21 protein-coding genes are annotated in these 17,104 nt (G+C 65.6%); 11 read left to right on the top strand and 10 right to left on the bottom strand.

Going from position 1 to position 17,104, the window contains the following annotated elements; genetic code table 11:
* Positions 1-11 precede the first annotated feature (11 nt).
* A complete protein-coding gene (locus Q3Y53_RS03015) occupies positions 12-1,187 on the top strand; it encodes an N-acetylglucosamine-6-phosphate deacetylase (protein WP_303532649.1) in 1,176 nt (391 codons plus the stop codon).
* Positions 1,188-1,214: 27 nt separating this feature from the next.
* On the top strand, positions 1,215-1,928 hold the full coding sequence (gene bchM, locus Q3Y53_RS03010) for a magnesium protoporphyrin IX methyltransferase (RefSeq protein ID WP_303532646.1): 714 nt from the start codon (positions 1,215-1,217) through the stop codon (positions 1,926-1,928).
* On the opposite strand, the gene Q3Y53_RS03005 is transcribed toward bchM, so the two are convergent.
* Genes Q3Y53_RS03005 through Q3Y53_RS02995 form a run of 3 tightly spaced genes read right to left on the bottom strand, consistent with a single transcriptional unit; the run spans position 1,892 to position 4,125 of the window.
* Positions 1,892-2,839: an RNA pseudouridine synthase gene (locus tag Q3Y53_RS03005; RefSeq protein ID WP_303532644.1), complete on the bottom strand. Its 948-nt coding sequence runs from the start codon at positions 2,837-2,839 to the stop codon at positions 1,892-1,894. The two genes, bchM and Q3Y53_RS03005, sit on opposite strands and share 37 nt — an antisense overlap.
* Positions 2,836-3,573: a response regulator transcription factor gene (locus Q3Y53_RS03000; RefSeq protein WP_303532642.1), complete on the bottom strand. Its 738-nt coding sequence runs from the start codon at positions 3,571-3,573 to the stop codon at positions 2,836-2,838. Before Q3Y53_RS03000 ends, Q3Y53_RS03005 begins: the two co-directional genes overlap by 4 nt.
* A gap of 39 nt (positions 3,574-3,612) precedes the next feature.
* Positions 3,613-4,125, bottom strand: a complete 513-nt coding sequence (locus Q3Y53_RS02995) for a hypothetical protein (protein ID WP_226424505.1) — start codon at positions 4,123-4,125, stop codon at positions 3,613-3,615.
* A 53-nt stretch (positions 4,126-4,178) separates the two neighbouring features.
* Between Q3Y53_RS02995 and Q3Y53_RS02990 the strand changes: the two genes are divergently transcribed.
* On the top strand, positions 4,179-5,324 hold the full coding sequence (locus tag Q3Y53_RS02990; RefSeq protein WP_226425007.1) for a cysteine desulfurase family protein: 1,146 nt from the start codon (positions 4,179-4,181) through the stop codon (positions 5,322-5,324).
* On the opposite strand, the gene rsmH is transcribed toward Q3Y53_RS02990, so the two are convergent.
* On the bottom strand, positions 5,321-6,187 hold the full coding sequence (rsmH, locus tag Q3Y53_RS02985; RefSeq protein WP_303532780.1) for a 16S rRNA (cytosine(1402)-N(4))-methyltransferase RsmH: 867 nt from the start codon (positions 6,185-6,187) through the stop codon (positions 5,321-5,323). The genes Q3Y53_RS02990 and rsmH overlap by 4 nt on opposite strands.
* Positions 6,188-6,259: 72 nt before the next feature.
* On the opposite strand from rsmH, the gene Q3Y53_RS02980 reads away from it, so the two are divergent.
* Complete coding sequence (locus tag Q3Y53_RS02980; RefSeq protein ID WP_226424506.1) at positions 6,260-7,444, top strand: NAD(P)H-quinone oxidoreductase subunit H; 1,185 nt, start codon at positions 6,260-6,262, stop codon at positions 7,442-7,444.
* 45 nt (positions 7,445-7,489) lie between these two features.
* Positions 7,490-7,831 carry a DUF2752 domain-containing protein gene (locus tag Q3Y53_RS02975; RefSeq protein ID WP_303532638.1) on the top strand — a complete coding sequence of 114 codons (342 nt, stop codon included), beginning with the start codon at positions 7,490-7,492 and terminating at the stop codon, positions 7,829-7,831.
* A 4-nt stretch (positions 7,832-7,835) separates the two neighbouring features.
* Here Q3Y53_RS02975 and Q3Y53_RS02970 read toward each other — a convergent pair whose 3' ends face one another.
* Positions 7,836-8,513: a hypothetical protein gene (locus tag Q3Y53_RS02970; RefSeq protein WP_303532635.1), complete on the bottom strand. Its 678-nt coding sequence runs from the start codon at positions 8,511-8,513 to the stop codon at positions 7,836-7,838.
* Between the two features lie 59 nt (positions 8,514-8,572).
* Here Q3Y53_RS02970 and Q3Y53_RS02965 point away from each other — a divergent pair, with 59 nt between their 5' ends.
* Positions 8,573-9,022 (top strand): thioesterase family protein, encoded by a 450-nt coding sequence (locus Q3Y53_RS02965; protein WP_226424509.1) that lies wholly within the window; start codon positions 8,573-8,575, stop codon positions 9,020-9,022.
* Here Q3Y53_RS02965 and Q3Y53_RS02960 read toward each other — a convergent pair.
* From Q3Y53_RS02960 to menA, 3 genes are read right to left on the bottom strand one after another with little or no spacing between them, the layout of a single operon-like run.
* Positions 8,993-10,159, bottom strand: a complete 1,167-nt coding sequence (locus Q3Y53_RS02960) for an AMP-binding protein (protein ID WP_303532629.1) — start codon at positions 10,157-10,159, stop codon at positions 8,993-8,995. The genes Q3Y53_RS02965 and Q3Y53_RS02960 overlap by 30 nt on opposite strands.
* Entirely contained in the window at positions 10,156-11,124 is a 969-nt protein-coding gene (gene menC / locus Q3Y53_RS02955) for an o-succinylbenzoate synthase (RefSeq protein WP_303532626.1), read from the bottom strand. Before menC ends, Q3Y53_RS02960 begins: the two co-directional genes overlap by 4 nt.
* On the bottom strand, positions 11,121-12,065 hold the full coding sequence (gene menA, locus Q3Y53_RS02950; RefSeq protein ID WP_303532777.1) for a 2-carboxy-1,4-naphthoquinone phytyltransferase: 945 nt from the start codon (positions 12,063-12,065) through the stop codon (positions 11,121-11,123). The genes menC and menA overlap by 4 nt, the downstream gene beginning before the upstream one ends.
* 70 nt (positions 12,066-12,135) lie before the next feature.
* Here menA and Q3Y53_RS02945 point away from each other — a divergent pair, with 70 nt between their 5' ends.
* Positions 12,136-13,542, top strand: coding sequence for an isochorismate synthase MenF (locus Q3Y53_RS02945; protein WP_226424512.1), 1,407 nt, complete (start codon positions 12,136-12,138; stop codon positions 13,540-13,542).
* Here Q3Y53_RS02945 and gshB read toward each other — a convergent pair.
* Positions 13,509-14,432: a glutathione synthase gene (gene gshB / locus Q3Y53_RS02940; RefSeq protein ID WP_226424513.1), complete on the bottom strand. Its 924-nt coding sequence runs from the start codon at positions 14,430-14,432 to the stop codon at positions 13,509-13,511. The two genes, Q3Y53_RS02945 and gshB, sit on opposite strands and share 34 nt — an antisense overlap.
* A 3-nt stretch (positions 14,433-14,435) precedes the next feature.
* Positions 14,436-14,693 (bottom strand): glutaredoxin 3, encoded by a 258-nt coding sequence (grxC, locus tag Q3Y53_RS02935; protein WP_226415527.1) that lies wholly within the window; start codon positions 14,691-14,693, stop codon positions 14,436-14,438.
* An 80-nt stretch (positions 14,694-14,773) separates the two neighbouring features.
* Between grxC and prfB the strand changes: the two genes are divergently transcribed.
* The 4 genes from prfB (at position 14,774) to Q3Y53_RS02915 (ending at position 17,101) form a co-directional block, all read left to right on the top strand.
* A protein-coding gene (gene prfB, locus Q3Y53_RS02930; protein ID WP_368506431.1) for a peptide chain release factor 2 occupies positions 14,774-15,899 on the top strand; the annotation gives its coding sequence in 2 pieces (ribosomal slippage) (positions 14,774-14,845 and positions 14,847-15,899; 1,125 coding nt in all).
* Between the two features lie 4 nt (positions 15,900-15,903).
* Positions 15,904-16,068: a DUF3285 domain-containing protein gene (locus Q3Y53_RS02925; RefSeq protein ID WP_011129165.1), complete on the top strand. Its 165-nt coding sequence runs from the start codon at positions 15,904-15,906 to the stop codon at positions 16,066-16,068.
* Positions 16,069-16,070: 2 nt separating this feature from the next.
* Positions 16,071-16,589, top strand: a complete 519-nt coding sequence (ybeY, locus tag Q3Y53_RS02920) for an rRNA maturation RNase YbeY (RefSeq protein ID WP_303532603.1) — start codon at positions 16,071-16,073, stop codon at positions 16,587-16,589.
* Positions 16,590-16,693: 104 nt separating this feature from the next.
* Positions 16,694-17,101 (top strand): diacylglycerol kinase family protein, encoded by a 408-nt coding sequence (locus tag Q3Y53_RS02915; protein ID WP_226425010.1) that lies wholly within the window; start codon positions 16,694-16,696, stop codon positions 17,099-17,101.
* The last annotated feature ends 3 nt before the right edge of the window (positions 17,102-17,104 follow it).

Genomic DNA, 17,104 nt, shown 5'->3' with positions numbered 1-17,104 from the left:
CGTCTCCCTCCATGGCTGCCGCGGCCAGTGTTGCGTTGATGCACCGGATCACCAACGTTCGTTTGCCGGTTCCCCTGCCTGGGGACGGAGACCAGCGCTACGGCGTCGACCTCGACGACCAGGGGCTGATCTGCCGCATCGACGCGATGGGCGCTGAGGCTCCACATACGGATGAGGACTGGAACGGCGACTGGCTCAGCCCCCGGGGTGTTGACCTGCAGATCAACGGCGGGCTGGGGCTGGCCTTCCCGGAACTGAGTGCGGCGGATCTACCCCGGCTGGAGGAACTGCTCGAGCTGTTGTGGCGCGATGGGGTCGAAGCGATCGCACCAACCCTGGTGACCTGCGGCATCGCACCGCTGCGCCAGGCCCTGGCCGTGCTGCGACAGGCCCGACAACAGCACCATCGAGGCCGTTGCCGGCTGCTGGGGGCCCATCTGGAGGGTCCCTTTCTGGCGGAGGCCCGCCGCGGCGCCCATCCCCGTGAACACCTGGCACGCCCAAGCCTGAAAGGCCTGGACGAACGGATCGGTGGGTTCGAAACGGAGATTGCCCTGGTCACCCTGGCCCCCGAACTGGAGGGGGCCGCTGCGGTGATCGGGCGTCTGCGGGAGCTGGGCATCGGCGTGGCCCTCGGCCACAGCGCCGCCACTGCAGAACAGGCAAGCGCCGGTTTCGATCAAGGGGTGGGCATGCTCACCCACGCTTTCAATGCCATGCCGGGCTTGCACCACCGAGCACCGGGGCCGCTGGGGGAAGCCTGCCGGCGCGGAGGGATTGCCCTGGGGCTGATCGCTGATGGCGTGCACGTGCACCCCACGATGGCCGTGCTGTTGCAACAGCTGGCGCCGGAGCAAACGGTGCTGGTGAGTGATGCGCTGGCCCCCTACGGCCTGGCCGACGGGGAGCACCGCTGGGACGAGCGGGTATTGGTGGTGGAGAACGGCACCTGCCGCCTCGAGGACGGCACCCTGGCGGGGGTGACCCTGCCGCAACTGGAGGGGGTGAAGCGGCTGGCCCACTGGAGTAACGGCCCCAGTGCTGCGATCTGGAGCGCCACGGTGGCGCCGAGGCGGGTGATCGGCGATGCAACGGGGTGCATGGACGCCTTGATGGGACGGCCACTGACGCAGCTGCTGCGCTGGCACCAGGACAACGGTGAGCTGCACTGGGCCTGCGCTGCTTAGGATCCCGCCGACGCAAACCCTTCCGCCATGGCCCCCGATCAGCTGCTGGAGCAGAAACAGGCCGAGAAGAAGGAGGTGAAGGGCTACTTCGAAACCACGGGCTTCGACCGCTGGAACCGCATCTACAGCGACAGCGACGACGTGAACAAGGTGCAGCGCAACATCCGCATCGGTCACCAGAAAACCGTTGATGAAGTGCTGGCCTGGATCAAGGAAAGCGGTGAACTCAGCGAGGCGAGCTTCTGCGATGCCGGCTGCGGTGTGGGCAGCCTGAGCCTGCCGCTGGCGGCCATGGGGGCTGGATCCATCAACGCCAGCGACATTTCCGAGGCCATGGCCCAGGAAGCGGAGCGCCGGGCCCGCGAGGCCGGTCTCGACATGGCCAAGCTGAACTTCTTCGCCAGCGACCTGGAAAGCCTGAGCGGTTCCTTCCACACGGTGTGCTGCCTGGATGTGTTCATCCACTACCCCCAGCAACCGGCCGAGGAGATGGTGAAACACCTCTGCAGCCTCACCGAAGAGCGACTGATCGTGAGCTTTGCGCCCTACACCCCGCTGCTGGCGCTGCTGAAGGGCATCGGCCAGCTGTTCCCCGGCCCCAGCAAAACCACCCGGGCTTACACGCTCAAGGAAGACGGCATCGTCAAAGCAGCGGAAGCCTGCGGCTTCAAGCTGGTGCGCCGCAGCCTGAACAAGGCCCCCTTCTACTTCTCGCGGCTGATTGAGTTCCGCAAGGCCTGATCTCCCTCACTTGGGGGATCCACCTGGAGTGTTGTCTCCCCCAAGTGAGGGAGACCCGAAAGCCGCCAGGCGTGCAGCCGGTAGCCGCCATCCCCGGGGGTTGCTGTTGCTGCGATCTCGCGATTGCGGAGATACAGCGGATCCCCCAGCAGCGGACTGCCCAGCTGCGCCAGGTGGATGCGGATCTGATGAGGCCGGCCGGTGGTGATCGTCACCTGCAAGCGATCACCCTCAGCCGTGCGCTCCAACAGCTGCAGCTGGGAGTGGGCTGAGAGCCGTTTGCGGATCGGGGCATCGTGGAGCGGTTCCGGCCCCCAGATCCAGCCCAAGAGCGGGTGCGGCCGTTCCACCACATCACTGTCCAGCGTCAAACACTGCCCCAACTCCAACCCCGGCACCCGCTGGCTCCAGGCCTGATACACCTTGCGGCAACCGCCGTCGGGCCGGAATTGCTTCGACCAGAGGGCGCGCGTTTGCGGCGTGCGGGCACACACCTGCAAGCCGGAGGTGAAGCGCCCCAGGCGGTGCACCGGCCGCGCACCGGTGGGTTCAAGCAAGGCCGTGAGCGTGTGGCGCAGGAAACCACCACCAGGCATCACCGGCAAGCCCGAAGGCTTGTTGATCACCAACACATCGCCGTCGTCGTGGATCGTCTCCCATTGATCGGGAATTGCCTCTTCCAACCAGGGCGAACGTCGCCAACAGAGGGTCTCCCCCCCCTGCAGTGCTCGATCACCGGTGAGCAGCGCTCCGTTCCAATCCAGCTCACCAGCGGCGATTCGCTGCTGCCACACCAACCCATCGGAGTGGCGATAGCGATCCGCCAGCCAATCGCTCACCAAGGTGCCGGCATCGGCCAGCGGCACCTTGTCGCGATAGGTCCAGCCGTCGTTCAGCGCAGCCGGCTTCAAGTCACCAGACGGTGCTCCAGGGCGTACCGCACCAGTTCCGTGCGGCTGGAGGTGCCCGTCTTGTTGAACAGGCGGCTCACGTACTTCTCGACATTGCGGATCGAGGTCTCCAGCTGACGGGCAATCTCCTTGTTCATCAGGCCCTCAGCCACCAGCTGCAGCACACTCGCCTCCCGCGGCGTGAAGCTGTGCACCACGGGCTCTGTGGAGGGCAGCGCTTCCGCCTGGGCGAGCAGCGAGCGGATCTCAGTGATCTGCTTGGCCATCTGGCCCATATCGGTATCAGCGAAGCGCGCTGCTTCCTGCAGCAGCCGTTGCTGGCGCTGGGCCACATTGCGCACCCGCGCCACCAGCTCATCGGGGTCGAAAGGCTTGGGGATGTAGTCATCCACCCCGGCCAGATAACCCTGGGTGCGGTCAGCCGTCATGCCCTTAGCGGTGAGGAAGATCACCGGAGTGCCGCCGAGCCGTTCATCGGCGCGCAGCTTCTGCAGCAGGCCATAGCCATCCAGCCGCGGCATCATCACGTCGCTGATCACCACATCCGGCAACATCTGCTGGGCCTTACTGAACCCCTCTTCCCCATCAACCGCGGTGGTCACATCAAAGCCTTCGTCTTCCAGGTAGGCCTGCACCGCCGTGCGCAGACCGGGCTCGTCGTCCACCAGCAACAGGCGCGGGGCGGGCGTCGCGGCCTCTGCGGGTTCAGCGGTGGGAGTAGGCGCGTCGCTCATGACCGGAATCGCTCTTGTCGCAATGTATGGAGCGCACGCTCAACGGGCCAGTGCGGGTAACTGCTCCTGCTGTTCGGGGATCAGGGTCGAAAAGCCCAGATCCAGGGCCTTTTGGCGCAACGTGGCAGGGTCGGTTCCCGCCACCTCCGGCACGCAGGCCGCCCACCACACCAGGTGATCTTCCCGGTTGACATCGGTGATCGGACCGCCGGGATTGAGGGTGCGCACGTAAACCGCCATCGGGGTGCGTTTCACCCGCACAGGCTTGATGGTGGAGCAGTTGACGCTCTCGACATAGACGTTCAGATCCGACGCCGACTCCTCCCACAAGCTGTAGCTGCGGGTATCGGGATTCGACGAGGCTGGCTTGACCCCATAAATCCCGATCGAGAGGGTGCCGACAGGGGCCGGGCGTTCGATCAGCACCTTGAGATCAGCTGGCCGCGATTGCCGCATCTGCTCCAGCACCTGCTCACGATCAAAACCACTCACGGGCTGCGCCCAGATCAACCCCCCCAAGCCCAGCAGAGCCATCGGCGTTCGCAGACCCATGCCTGTGCTGTTCGCAATGCAGCACCATGATCGCAACATCTGCCTGAATCGTCCTGAGCGGCTCCGCTCTCGCCTTTGATTTCCAGGCCACCACCCCCTGTGCGGCTGAGGTGGTGGAGGCGATGGCGCCCTTCTGGAGTGCGGACTGGGGCAATCCCTCCAGCCGGCAGCATCGGCTCGGCCTCAGCGCCTCGGCAGCGGTGAAGCTGGCACGGCGCCAGCTGGCGGAGGCGGTGGGGGTAAACCCACAACGGCTGGTGTTCACAAGCGGCGCCACCGAAGCCAACAACCTGGCCCTGCTGGGCCATGCCCGCGCTTTGGGTAGCGGACATCTGATCAGCGTGGCCACCGAGCACCACGCCGTCCTCGATCCGCTCCAGCAACTGCAGCGGGAGGGGTTCAGCGTCACCCTGCTGACTCCAGGCCCCGATGGACTGATCAGCCCCGATCAGCTGGAGGCAGCGATCACCCCCGAGACGCGGCTGGTGAGCGTGATGGCAGCCAACAACGAAATCGGCGTGCTCCAGCCGCTTGAGCAGCTGGGAGCTGTCTGCCGCAGCCATGGCATCACCCTGCACAGCGACGGGGCCCAAGCCTTCGGGACATTGCCGCTGGCCCCTGATGCCCTGGGCGTTGATCTGCTCAGCCTCAGTGCCCACAAGCTCTACGGGCCCAAGGGCATCGGCGCCCTCGTGCTGCGGGAGGGCATCGCCATCGAACCGCTGCAGTGGGGGGGCGGACAGGAAGCGGGGCTCCGGGCCGGCACCCTGCCCACCGCTTTGATCGTGGGCTTCGCCGCCGCGGCCCGCCTCGCTCTAGAGGAGCGGGAGCTGCGCAACAAGCGCCTTCAACACCTGCGGGATCAGCTCTGGGAAGGCCTGCAGCAGCGCCTCCCCGGCGTACTGCTCAATGGAGCCCTACAGCCACGTCTGCCCCACAACCTCAACATCAGCCTGCCCGGGGTGAACGGCAGCCGCCTACACCGGGCCCTGCGCCCGCAACTGGCCTGCAGCAGTAGCTCCGCCTGCAGCAATGGCGCGCCATCCCATGTACTGCAAGCGATCGGACGCTCGCGAGCTGAAGCCGAAGCCTCCCTGCGGCTGAGCCTGGGGCGCGAGACCACAGCCGCCGAAGTGGATCAAGCCACCGCCGCGATCACCGACGCCGCAGTTGCCGCCGGGTTCCTCAACGCTCGCTAAGCATCGGCCAAACGCTGGGCCAGCCGCCATTTGGCACTGCGGCTGCGGGGGTTGGCCTCTTCCTCCTGCTCAGTCGCCACCACCGGCTTGCGAGTGATCCGTTGCAAGCGCTCATCCCGGAGGAATGAGGTCTTGACGCGGCGGTCTTCCAAGGAATGGAAGCTGATGATCCCCAGCAGGCCCTCGGGCTCCAGCCAGTCGGGAGCCTGCAGCAGCAGGCGATCCAGCACCCCCAGCTCATCATTCACCGCAATCCGCAGGGCCTGGAAGGTGCGGGTGGCAGGGTGAATCCGTCCCCGCCGCGCCTTGGGGGGGTAACAACCGGCCACGGCGTAGGCCAAGGCCGCGGTGCCCTCATAAGAGCCTTTGTCCTTGAGGTCGGCTTTGATGCGCCGGGCGATGCGGCGGGAGAGCCGCTCCTCCCCGTAGGCATAGATCAGATCCGCCAGCGCGTTCTCCTCCAGGCGATCAATCAACTCAGCCGCGGTCTCCCCCTCACCACCGGAATTCATCCGCATGTCCAAGGGACCATCGAGGCGAAAACTGAAGCCCCGCGCTGCCACATCCAGCTGCGGGCTGCTGACCCCCAGATCCGCCAACACCATCACGGCGGGCTCGGGCGGCACGTAGTCGGCAAAATTGGTGGCCACGATCGAGACGCGATCGCCGAAGGGCGCCAAACGCTCGGCCGCCGCGGCCCGGGCCGTGGCGTCCTGGTCTAGGCCGATCAGGCGCAGGCCGGGATGCTGTTCCAACAGCAGGGCGCTGTGGCCGCCTCCACCAAGGGTGGCATCAATCAACAGACCATCCGGACGTGGGATCTGCCGGGCCGCATCCAGCACCGCATCGGCCAGCACGGGCACATGGCTGAAGGGGGGCACAAGCCACAGGCGAAGACTCCTTAAGATCTACTCATCGATCGGACCACCGCTCCCATGACGCAGCTGGAAACGCGCACGGAGCCCATGGTGGTGAACTTCGGGCCCCACCACCCCTCCATGCACGGGGTGTTGCGGCTTGTGGTCACCCTCGATGGTGAGGACGTGGTCGACTGTGAACCGGTGATCGGTTACCTCCATCGCGGCATGGAGAAGATCGCCGAGAACCGCACGAACGTGATGTTCGTGCCCTACGTGAGCCGCATGGACTACGCGGCTGGGATGTTCTACGAGGCGATCGTGGTGAACGCCCCGGAAAAACTGGCGAACATCCCGGTGCCCAAGCGAGCCAGCTACATCCGGGTGCTGATGCTGGAACTCAACCGCATCGCCAACCACCTGCTCTGGCTTGGACCCTTCCTCGCGGACGTCGGAGCCCAGACCCCGTTCTTCTACATCTTCCGCGAGCGGGAGATGATCTACGACCTCTGGGAAGCCGCCACCGGCCAGCGGCTGATCAACAACAACTATTTCCGCATCGGCGGCGTCGCCGCTGATCTGCCCTGGGGCTGGCTGGAGAAGTGCCGCGATTTCTGCGACTGGTTCGGCCCCAAGATCGATGAATACGAAAAGCTGATTACCAACAACCCGATTTTCCGGCGCCGGATTGAAGGTTTGGGAACGATCGAGAAGGCAGACGCCATCAACTGGAGCCTCTCCGGCCCGATGCTGCGCGCCTCCGGTGTGCCCTGGGATCTCCGCAAGGTTGATCACTACGAGTGCTACGACGACTTCGACTGGCAGGTGGCCTGTGAGAAGGAAGGCGACTGCTACGCCCGCTATCGCGTGCGCATCGAAGAAATGCGCCAGTCGCTCAAGATCCTGCGCCAGGCATGCGACATGATCCCCGGCGGCCCCACTGAAAACCTCGAGGCCAAGCGCCTCAACGAAGGCAAGGGCAGCGACGCCGCTGGTTTCGACTTCCAGTACGTGGCCAAGAAGGTGGCACCCACCTTCAAGATCCCCAACGGCGAGCTCTACACCCGGTTGGAGTCGGGCAAGGGCGAGATCGGCGTGTTCATCCAGGGCAACAACGACGTCACCCCCTGGCGTTTCAAGATCCGTGCTGCCGATAGCAACAACCTGCAGATCCTTCCCCACATCCTCAAGGGACACAAGGTGGCCGACATCATGGCCATCCTCGGTTCCATCGACGTGATCATGGGTTCGGTGGATCGCTGATCACTGAACCGTTTTCTGCAGCGTTTGCAACGCACGGGCTACCTATTGCCCGCGACCCTGACGGGTGCGTTATGGCTCAAGGGCTTGCATCCAGGGATACCCGGCCTGAGCTGCCCGCTTCGCGCCCTTACAGGTGTGCCCTGCCCCACCTGCTTTCTGACCCGAGCGGCGGAGGCAGCGCTGATCGGTGATCTGAGCGGATCGCTGCAGTGGCATCTGTTTGGCCCCATCGTCGCCCTGGGGCTGGTGCTTTGGAGTGTGCTGGCCCTCCAGCAACGGCGCCTCATCCCAAAGGGCCTGCCCTTCTGGCCCCTACCGGTGGTGGCTGGAGGGTTGATCAGCTATTGGCTGCTGCGCCTGAGCAACAACAGCTGGCCCAGCGGCTGAGGCCTCAGCGCAAGAGGCCGCGCTGATAGGCGACGTTCTGCAGGAAAAAGCTGGCCATGGGGATCACCACAAAGCCACCCAGGCCACAGGTCAACAGGGCCAGCAGCCCCACAACGAGTCCCGTCAACACCTCAAGCCCCACGAAGCTCAAGCCGTTCTCCGAGCGATAGACCACCTGGAACGAGTGGGCAAATGCTTCACCGATGGTCATGTCGGTAACGAAGATGCGATTCACGAACACCGGCGTCACCAACGCCACCGCAATGCCGGGAAGGATGCAGAGCAAAAAGCCAATGGTGGTGACCAGCGAAAAGAACAGTCCCGCCAGGACGTAACGCCACCAACGACCGGTGAGCAGCTGAGCGGCAGCTGAAATCGTCACCACCTCACCGCGCTCGTAGTAGAGGGCAGGAACGGCCACCAACAGCACCGACAACAGGCTGGCGAGGATGGAGAAAGGCAACTGAACCAATTGGGCGAGCACCGCTCCGAGCCCCAACGCCGCATCGCTGCTGCCGATGATCGCCGACACCACAACGATGATCAGGCCGTACACCAGAACAGCCAACAGCGACAGCACAATCGAGCCCACCCAGCTCACCAGCACCACCGGGATGTGCTGCAGGAAGGCCTGCCAAGCCTTCTGGACGGACGGGGGCTCGAAGGCGATCGGCGCGGCCATGGTTCGGGCGGAATTTCTGTCAGGGTGACAGTCGGCACCGGCTTGAACAACACATCGCCATGACCTCTGCCCCCTGGCTGGAGCTGAGCCGAACCGTGCGCTTTAGCGACACGGATGCCGCCGGCGTGATGCACTTTCAGCAGCTGCTGGGCTGGTGCCACCAGGCCTGGGAGGAAAGCCTGGAGCGGTTTGGTTTGCCGGCGGGTTCAGTCTTCCCTGGCGGCCGCGGAGAGCAACCGAGCGTGGCCTTGCCGATCGTGCACTGCCATGCCGATTTCCGCGCCCCGGTGCAGGTGGGCGACAAGCTGCTGATCCGCCTGGAACCGGAACGGCTTGATCCCAGCAGCTTTGCGGTGAAAAGCCAGGTGCTGCTGGAGGAGCAGCTGGTCGCCAGTGGCTGCCTTCGCCACGTGGCCATCGACGCCCAAACCCGGCGCCGATGTGCCCTGCCCGATGGCCTGGACCGTTGGCTGGAAGCGTCAAGCCTCGGCCGCATCCAGCCGCTCTAACCACTCCCGCCAACGCTGGCGCTGCCATTTGCCCAGCGCCGAGGGGGCCAAGTCGGGGCACAACAGCCAACGCCGCGGCGTCTCCGCCGGCGACCAGGACAGTGTGAGGGCTTCAAGCCGCGGCAACACCGCAGCGTCCGTGCTGCAGACGAGGGCCACCAACCGCTGCCCCCACTCCGGATCGTGCACACCGAGAAGCAGCACGGTGCTCACCGGAAGCGATGCCGCCTGAATCGCCGCCATCAAGCGCTCCTCCAGCTGCTCGGGGAACACGGTTTCCCCACCGGAGTGAATGGCGCCATCGATCCGGCCTGCAATCTGAAGGCCTGGGGTCAAGCTGGCCCGATCGCCGGAGCACCACCAGCCATCGGCATCCGTAAGCGGTTCCCAGCGATCCGGCTGATCCGCCCACCAACGGCCCAGGGCCAACCGATCAGTGCGCACCTGAAGCGCCCCATCAGGAGCCAGGCGCAGCTCTACATCGATCAGCGGGTCCCCACACCCCAGCTCGCCGGCCAGGAAGCGATCCGGTGGCAACGCCGCCACCATCGCCGCCGTCTCCGTTGACCCGTAACAGGGCGCCAGCGGCAGCTGCAAGGCACGCGCCTGATTCGCCAACGAAGCCGAAAGAGCAGCGCCACCGATCCAGATCAACTGCAGCTGCTGCAAGAACGCCACCCCGTCGGGATGAGCCAAGAGCCGCACCAATTGCGTGGGCACCAACGAAAGCACTACAGGGTTCTTGCCCCAGGCAGGCAGGCCCTGGCAAAAGGCGAGCAATTCAGTGGGGGTTTTCATCAACCCCGGCGCCAGTGGCTGATGCCCCGCGCCCCAGCAGCGGGCGCGCCACCAGGGCATCAGACCACTCACATGGGCCAGCGGCAGTGGATTGAGCAGCAGGGTGGACGCAGGGTCAAGACCGATCCCTGTCAACCAATGGGCGGTGGCTGCGGCCGAACGGTCCAGATGCAGCGACGGCTGGGCGCAGCAACGGCTGCCGCCACTACTGCCACCACTGCGCACCACCACCCCCGGCCCCGGTGGCAACTGATCGATAGGGGCCGCTTCCGCCTCGGGCGACAGGGGCACCCACTGCCCCGCCGCCAGCCCCTGCTCCAGCCGCTCGAGCTCGCTCATGCTGCTGCCGCCCAGACCTGCTCTGGATCCGTGGAGAACAAGGGCCCCGATGGCGTCCAGCCGGGGGCCAAGCCCGGTGCTGCCGGCGTTGGACCCTTGTCCTGAAGCCCGGCCAGATGCTCCAACCAACGCCGACCGATGCCGGTTTCAAATGCCGTGCTCAGCATCCGTTGGGGCAAGCCCGCCTGCAGCTCCCGCAACAGCAGGCGGGGATCGCCCTCCAGCGCAGGCCGACGCACCTGCCAGCCGCTCCAGCTGCTCCGCAGCTCCGGGTGCTGGTCGAGCGATTCATCGAGGGCCACCGGCCCCAGCGCCGCCAACTGCTCCAGGCCGGCTTGATCCTTCACCGCCAGCGGCTGCTCCAACCAGTCCAGGCGCGGGTCACCGCGCAACCGCTCCATCCAAGCCTCAGCGGTGCTGCGGTCCCAGCCGCCATTGGCATCCAGACGCAACCGGGCCGTGGGCGGCAACCGCTGGAGCAACTGCTCGAGCAGCTGACGTTCGAGGGGATCGGACTCCGTCGCCACCTTCCACTTGAAGGTGCAGCCCTCCAGGCCACCCGCCGATGCCGCAGCAGCCTCGAGGGCTGAAAGCATGGCCTCGCCAGCCGGCAACAACAGCGCAGGGGCAGGCGCCTTCAGCCATCCCTGAGACGAAGCAGCACCCACCACACCTTGCAGCTCCGCCAGCGCTGCACCAAGCCCAAAACCCACGGCCCCTGGAGCCTCCCGCAACACAGCCTCCAGCTGAGCCTGAGGAAGCTCGTCCGGCAGCGAGGCGAGAGCCTGCTCACAGGCCGTGAACTGCTGCTGCTGCAGCGGAGCCACTTCGCCCCAGCCCACAGCCCCACGGCCGTCATCCAGCCGCAGCAACCAGCCACAGCGCTCCCACAACTCGCCGGCTGCCGTGCGCAACGGCTGCAGCAGGGCAAAGCGGAAGCGGCGACGCTGCAACCGGAGCGTCATCCGACGGTCCAGACGCGAGCCAGGGCCAGACCTGCACTGAGCCCCAGACCATTCCAGCCCTGGAAGCGCAAGGCCAGAAACTTGCTGCCGCTGATCAGCTCCGGCCGGTCGTGATGGCGCTGGAGCAGACGCATCAGCTGCACACCGGCAGGACAACCAAGAGCGCTCAACAACACCGTCGGCGGCCAGTCCCCATGCAGCACGGGCACCCACTCCAGGGCCAGCGTCAAGGCCACAAACCAAGGCACCAAGGCCGCTGCCCGGGCCGTGCCAAGACGCACCACCGGCGAACGTTTGCCATGGGCAGCGTCCTCCTCCACCTGATGGAAGTGGGAGCAGAACAAGACAAGCGTGGTGGCCAGGGCGGGTCCTGCCCCCAACATCCAAGCGGTGCCCCAAGAAATCGACGCCGCCCCCCTGGGCTGCAGCACCACAAGGGCTGCGGCGGTGGCGAAGGGCCCAAAGGCCAACCAACACAGGGGCTCACCCAGGCCGCGGTAGCCCAGGCGGAACGGAGGGCCCTGGTACACGTAACCCAGGCCGCAGCACACCAACACCAGGCCCAACACGGCCCAGCTGCTGTTCCAGGCCAACCCGGCCATCACCAGCAACCCCAGCACCAGCGCAGCGGTCGCCCCCTGGGCGACACGGTCCCGACGGCCGGTGAGATTCACCACGGAATGGGGCTTACCGGTGGCATCCACACCCGTGGCTGCATCAAAAACATCGTTGCTGAGGTTTTCCCAGAGCAGCAGCAGGATCGCCGCCAGCACAAAGCCCCCCAACTGCAGCCATCGCAGAGAGCCCGCCACCCCGAACTGCCATCCAGCCGCCAGCAGCACGGGCATCACGGCGACGGAATACATCGGCCACTTGATCGCTGCCTTCCACAAACGGCGCCGATCGGCGTAACGGGATGCGACAGCCTGCGGCTCAGACATGGACAGGACCCGTTCCCGCAGGGCGAAGACCCATACATTTGAGCAGTAACCCTGGCCGGAAACGCCGCGGATGTCGGCTGATTGTTGTTTCAGCACCCTCCTCTCCGCTGCCCAGCGGGGATGGTTGGCCTGTGACGGCGATGAAGCACTGCTCAGCCTGGCCGTGCCGATCGAAGGGATCGACCCGCTTCTGGCCTTGCCGCAGCTGGCGGAACAGGAAAGCCTGCAGGTGCTGTGGGACAGCGCCCCTGGCCTCTGCCTGGCCGCTGCAGGGCCCTGCCAGGAACTGGAGCTGGCGGGCAGCCGTCGCTTTGAGCAGGCCCAGCGCTTCGCCGATCTCTGCCTCAGCCGCCTGCACGACACCACACCGGACAGCCCGGCCCATGCGCGGCCTCGGGTGCTGCTGCGCTTCCGCTTCTTCGATCAGGTGAGTGAGCGCCGCCGCAGTGAAGCGGTGGTGCCATCGGTGCAGGCGGTGCTGCCTCGCTGGCAGCTCAGCCGTCAGGGACGCCGCGGCTGGCTGCGGCTGAATGGGGTCGTGAGCAGTGCAGCGGACTGCCGCGAGCTGGCGGAACAGCTTTGGCTCAAGCACGAACAGCTGCTCAAGACACCAGCCACGCCAACCCCGCTCAAGCCCCAGGCGCTGGTGGCGGCAACGGAACCGGAAACCTGGCGGCAGCGCTACGCCGCAGCCCTTACCCGCGGCATTGATCTGGTCAACAGCGGCGACCTGCACAAACTGGTGCTGGCGGTGCGGCACCGCATCGTTCTGGCCGACACCTTCGACCCCTTACCGCTGTTGAAACGACTGCGGCGGCAACAGGCGGGAAGCTGCCGTTTCCTCTGGCAGCGCCATGCGGGGGATGCCTTCTTCGGTGCGTCACCGGAACGGCTGCTCAGCCTGCGCGCCGGTTGGCTGCGCAGTGATGCCCTGGCCGGCACGGCGGGGCAGGGGGATTCCGGCGCTCAACTGCTGCGCTCCGATAAGGACCGCCGCGAACACGAATTGGTGGTGGAAACGATCACCGACCAACTGCGCCGCAACGGGTTGACCCCGCGCCGCCGCCGCCAACCCCAACTGGCCCGCCACGGCAACCTCACCCACTTGCACACCCCAATCACGGCGGAAACCCAGGGTCAGCCCGTCCTGGCGCTGGCTGAACAGCTGCACCCCACCCCCGCCGTTGCCGGGTTGCCACGCCGCGACGCCATGGCCTGGTTGCGCACCCTCGAACCCTTCGAACGGGGCAGTTATGCGGCGCCGATCGGTTGGATCGACAGTGCCGGTGATGCGGAACTGCGGGTGGCGATCCGCTGCGGGCACGCCCGGGGCTGCGAGCTGGACCTCACCGCCGGAGCAGGCCTGGTGCGGGGGTCTGTTGCCGAGCGCGAGCTGCAGGAAGTGGGGCTGAAGCTCGCGGTGCTGGCGGACCAGCTGGAACTTCAGACCAGCGCGCGCAACCGCTCGATCGTCTGATCTGCCAGGGGCTGGTTCATCAGCCGCTCCACTTCACGCACTCCCGTAGGGCTGGTGACGTTGATTTCGCTGAGCATGCCGCCGATCACATCGATGCCGACGAAGAACAATCCCTCCGCCCGCAGTGCTGGGGCCAGGGCGGCGCAGATCTGACGTTCCCGCTCGGTGAGTTCCGTAGCCTCCGCCTGGCCACCGACGGCCAGATTGCTGCGGAATTCCCCCGCTGAAGGGCGTCGATTGATCGCTCCCAGGGGATCGCCATCCACCAGCAGGATGCGCTTGTCGCCTTCGCTCACCGACGGCAGAAAGGCCTGGGCCATCACCGGCAGGCGTTCCTGCTCCGTCACCAACTCCAGCAGGGCCTTCAAGCCTGGCGACTGGCCGTTAACCCGAATCACCCCCAGGCCGGCACGGCCCCCCAGGGGTTTCAGCACAATCTCCTGCTGCTCCTGGGCAAACAACAGCAGCTCAGACACCCGCCCCGCCACCAGCGTGGGGGCCATCCAACGGCTGAAGCGCAACGCCCCCAGTTTTTCGTTCCAGCTGCGCAGAGCACTGGGGCGATTGAGCACCCGCACCCCAGCCCGCTCCGCCACCTCCAGCAGATGGGTGGCGTAGAGATACGCCTCATCCACCGGCGGATCCTTGCGCATCCAGATCACATCAAACCCAGCCAGGGCCTGACGTTCGGCCACCCCAACCGTGATCCAGGGCTCCGGGGTCACCGGCAGGGCAATCGCTAAGGGTTCATCCCCCCGAGCAATCAGATCGGAGGGCGTGCAGGCCCACACCTCATCGCCGGCCCGACAGGCGGCCTGCATCAGCGCGGCGGAGGAATCCTTGGCTGGATTGATCTGCCCCAGCGGATCCAGAACGAACAGCTGGCGCATCGATCAGGCCTTCAGCAGCGCATCAAGCTCACCGGCGCGCTCTAAGGCATGGAGGTCGTCACAGCCACCGATGTGGCGGTCGTCGATGTACACCTGCGGAACGCTGCGGCGACCATCACCCCTTGCCGCCATGGCATCCCGGCCAGGCTCATCGCCATCCACGCTGTGTTCGGTGTAGCTCACCCCCTTGCGATCCAAGAGCCCCTTGGCGCGGACGCAGAAGGGGCAGGTTTGCCAGGTGTAGATCTCAACCTTGGCCATTGCGTTGGTGATGCCAGTGGTCGGATCCTATGCAGCGACTGCGCTGATAGCGTCAGAGGCTGATCAGGACCGAGTCCTTGCTGGATCTCACCGACTTCAAACGCGACCTCTCCGAACTCACTGACCGCCTGGGCAATGCCCAGGACTGTCTTTGACGTTCCTGCACTGAACGCAAGGCAACAGGATCTCGAACAACTCGCGGCCCAGCCCGATTTCTGGGATGACCAGCAGAGCGCCCAGAAGCAGATGCGGCGTCTGGATGAGGTGAAGGCTCAGCTGTCTCAGCTGGCCGGATGGCGCGGTGCAGTCGATGACGCCCAGGCCACCCTTGAGCTCTACGAGCTGGAGCCCGATGAGGACCTGCTGCAGGAAGCCCAGAACGGCCTGAACCAGCTGCGCCAAGGGCTGGACCGCTGGGAGCTGGAGCGCCTGCTCAGCGGCGAATACGACAAAGAGGGGGCCGTTCTCAGCATCAATGCAGGGGCCGGCGGCACAGACGCCCAGGACTGGGCCCAGATGCTGCTGCGCATGTACACCCGCTGGGCGGAAGACCACGGCATGAAGGTGACCGTGGACGAACTCTCCGAAGGGGAAGAAGCAGGGATCAAGAGCTGCACGATCGAGATCGAAGGGCGCTACGCCTACGGCTACCTGCGCAACGAGAAAGGCACCCATCGCCTGGTGCGCATCTCACCGTTCAACGCCAACGACAAGCGCCAAACCAGCTTTGCCGGTGTGGAGGTGATGCCCAAGCTTGAGGAGGACGTCAAGCTCGACATTCCTGAAAAGGACCTGGAGATCACCACCAGCCGCTCGGGCGGCGCGGGAGGCCAGAACGTGAACAAGGTGGAAACGGCTGTGCGCATCCTGCACATCCCCACCGGGCTGTTTGTGCGCTGCACCCAGGAACGCTCCCAGCTCCAGAACAAGGAAAAGGCGATGGCATTGCTGATGGCCAAATTGCTGGTGATCGCCCAAGAGCAACGGGCGGCCGAAATCGCCGACATCCGCGGCGACATCGTTGAAGCGGCCTGGGGCAACCAGATCCGCAACTACGTTTTTCAGCCCTACCAAATGGTGAAAGACCTGCGCACCAATGAAGAAACCAACGATGTGCAAGCCGTGATGGATGGGGCCCTCGACCCGTTCATCGACGCCTCTTTGCGCCAGGGTGTCGACAGCCCCGGCGCGGACGCCGATTCCTGACCCCATGGCCACCGAGAGCACCCCACCGCCGAGCTTCGTTAAACAGGCCATGCGCAACATGGTGCGCAAGGGCAGCAAGAGCCTGTTTCACTTCGGCCTCACCGCCATGGGATTCCTCGGCTTCATCACCCTCGTGGCTTGGCTGGGGCGTCCGACCCTGCCCGGGTAGGCATGGAGCTCGACCTTGCGCTGGACCAGGAGGGAGTGGCGCTGGAACCCTCCGACAGTTCCGACCTGCTCGATGAGACAGCTTGGCTCCAGCAGCTGGAACGTTGGCTGAACAGCTTTTGCAGGGATAAGAGCCTCGACTGCCCAAGCCTGGTGCGTGGGGCGGAAGAGCTGAGCCTGGGGCTGCGCTTCACTGATGACGCCAACATCGCGGATTTGAACAGCGCCTGGCGCCAGAAAACAGGCCCCACGGATGTGTTGTCGTTTGCCGCCCTCGACGACGCCGGCGACTGGATGGAAGGGCCCAGCATCGAACTGGGAGACATCGTCGTTTCCCTGGAAACGGCCCGTCGTCAGGCCCAGGAGCAGGGGCACAGCCTGCAGCGGGAATTGCGCTGGCTGGTGAGCCATGGCCTGCTGCACCTGCTGGGCTGGGACCATCCCGATGAAGACAGCCTTGCCGCGATGCTGGCCCTGCAGGAAAGGCTTCTTGGGGATGAGTGGCCTGGACAACCCGGGTAGTCTTCGAGAAGCGGGCGTCTGCCCTGCGGAGTCTGAATTCCGTTCCGATGACCACCGAATCGCCCCGGAGACCATCCGCAGACGCAGCTTCGGAAGAGGTGGCGATGGTGCCTAACGGAATGCGACGACGAGGCAGCTGGCGCATCGCCGGTGATCTGCCGTCGAGTTTTCGCTACGCCGCCCAAGGCCTTGGTTACGCCTTCCTCACCCAGCGCAACTTCCGCATCCATGTGGTGACGGGCGTGGTGGTGTTTGGCCTGGCCACCTGGCTGCAACTGGATCTGATCCGCCTGGCCGTGCTGGTGCTTACGGTGGCGGCCGTTCTGGTGTTGGAGCTGCTGAACACAGCGATGGAAGCGGTGGTGGATCTGGCCATTGGCCGGCGCTATCACCCCTTGGCCCGCATCGCCAAAGACTGTGCTGCTGCCGCCGTGCTGACGGCCGCCATCAGCTCTTTGTTGATCGCTCTCTTTCTCCTACTTCCGCCGCTCTTGCTCCGCCTGGGGCTCTGACTT

The sequence above is a fragment of the Synechococcus sp. YX-04-1 genome (assembly GCF_030546365.1).
Classification (GTDB): domain Bacteria; phylum Cyanobacteriota; class Cyanobacteriia; order PCC-6307; family Cyanobiaceae; genus Parasynechococcus.
This window is presented reverse-complemented; position numbering and strand designations above follow the sequence as displayed.

Bases quoted from the DNA above. Each gene is read 5' to 3' on its own strand.
- Q3Y53_RS03015 (WP_303532649.1), top strand. From the start codon at position 12: ATGGCTGCCGCGGCCAGTGTTGCGTTGATGCACCGGATCACCAACGTT.
- bchM (WP_303532646.1), top strand. From the start codon at position 1,215: ATGGCCCCCGATCAGCTGCTGGAGCAGAAACAGGCCGAGAAGAAGGAG.
- Q3Y53_RS03000 (WP_303532642.1), bottom strand. From the start codon at position 3,573: ATGAGCGACGCGCCTACTCCCACCGCTGAACCCGCAGAGGCCGCGACG.
- Q3Y53_RS02995 (WP_226424505.1), bottom strand. From the start codon at position 4,125: ATGGGTCTGCGAACGCCGATGGCTCTGCTGGGCTTGGGGGGGTTGATC.
- Q3Y53_RS02980 (WP_226424506.1), top strand. From the start codon at position 6,260: ATGACGCAGCTGGAAACGCGCACGGAGCCCATGGTGGTGAACTTCGGG.
- Q3Y53_RS02970 (WP_303532635.1), bottom strand. From the start codon at position 8,513: ATGGCCGCGCCGATCGCCTTCGAGCCCCCGTCCGTCCAGAAGGCTTGG.
- Q3Y53_RS02965 (WP_226424509.1), top strand. From the start codon at position 8,573: ATGACCTCTGCCCCCTGGCTGGAGCTGAGCCGAACCGTGCGCTTTAGC.
- Q3Y53_RS02960 (WP_303532629.1), bottom strand. From the start codon at position 10,159: ATGAGCGAGCTCGAGCGGCTGGAGCAGGGGCTGGCGGCGGGGCAGTGG.
- menC (WP_303532626.1), bottom strand. From the start codon at position 11,124: ATGACGCTCCGGTTGCAGCGTCGCCGCTTCCGCTTTGCCCTGCTGCAG.
- menA (WP_303532777.1), bottom strand. From the start codon at position 12,065: ATGTCTGAGCCGCAGGCTGTCGCATCCCGTTACGCCGATCGGCGCCGT.
- Q3Y53_RS02945 (WP_226424512.1), top strand. From the start codon at position 12,136: ATGTCGGCTGATTGTTGTTTCAGCACCCTCCTCTCCGCTGCCCAGCGG.
- gshB (WP_226424513.1), bottom strand. From the start codon at position 14,432: ATGCGCCAGCTGTTCGTTCTGGATCCGCTGGGGCAGATCAATCCAGCC.
- grxC (WP_226415527.1), bottom strand. From the start codon at position 14,693: ATGGCCAAGGTTGAGATCTACACCTGGCAAACCTGCCCCTTCTGCGTC.
- Q3Y53_RS02925 (WP_011129165.1), top strand. From the start codon at position 15,904: ATGGCCACCGAGAGCACCCCACCGCCGAGCTTCGTTAAACAGGCCATG.
- ybeY (WP_303532603.1), top strand. From the start codon at position 16,071: ATGGAGCTCGACCTTGCGCTGGACCAGGAGGGAGTGGCGCTGGAACCC.
- Q3Y53_RS02915 (WP_226425010.1), top strand. From the start codon at position 16,694: ATGGTGCCTAACGGAATGCGACGACGAGGCAGCTGGCGCATCGCCGGT.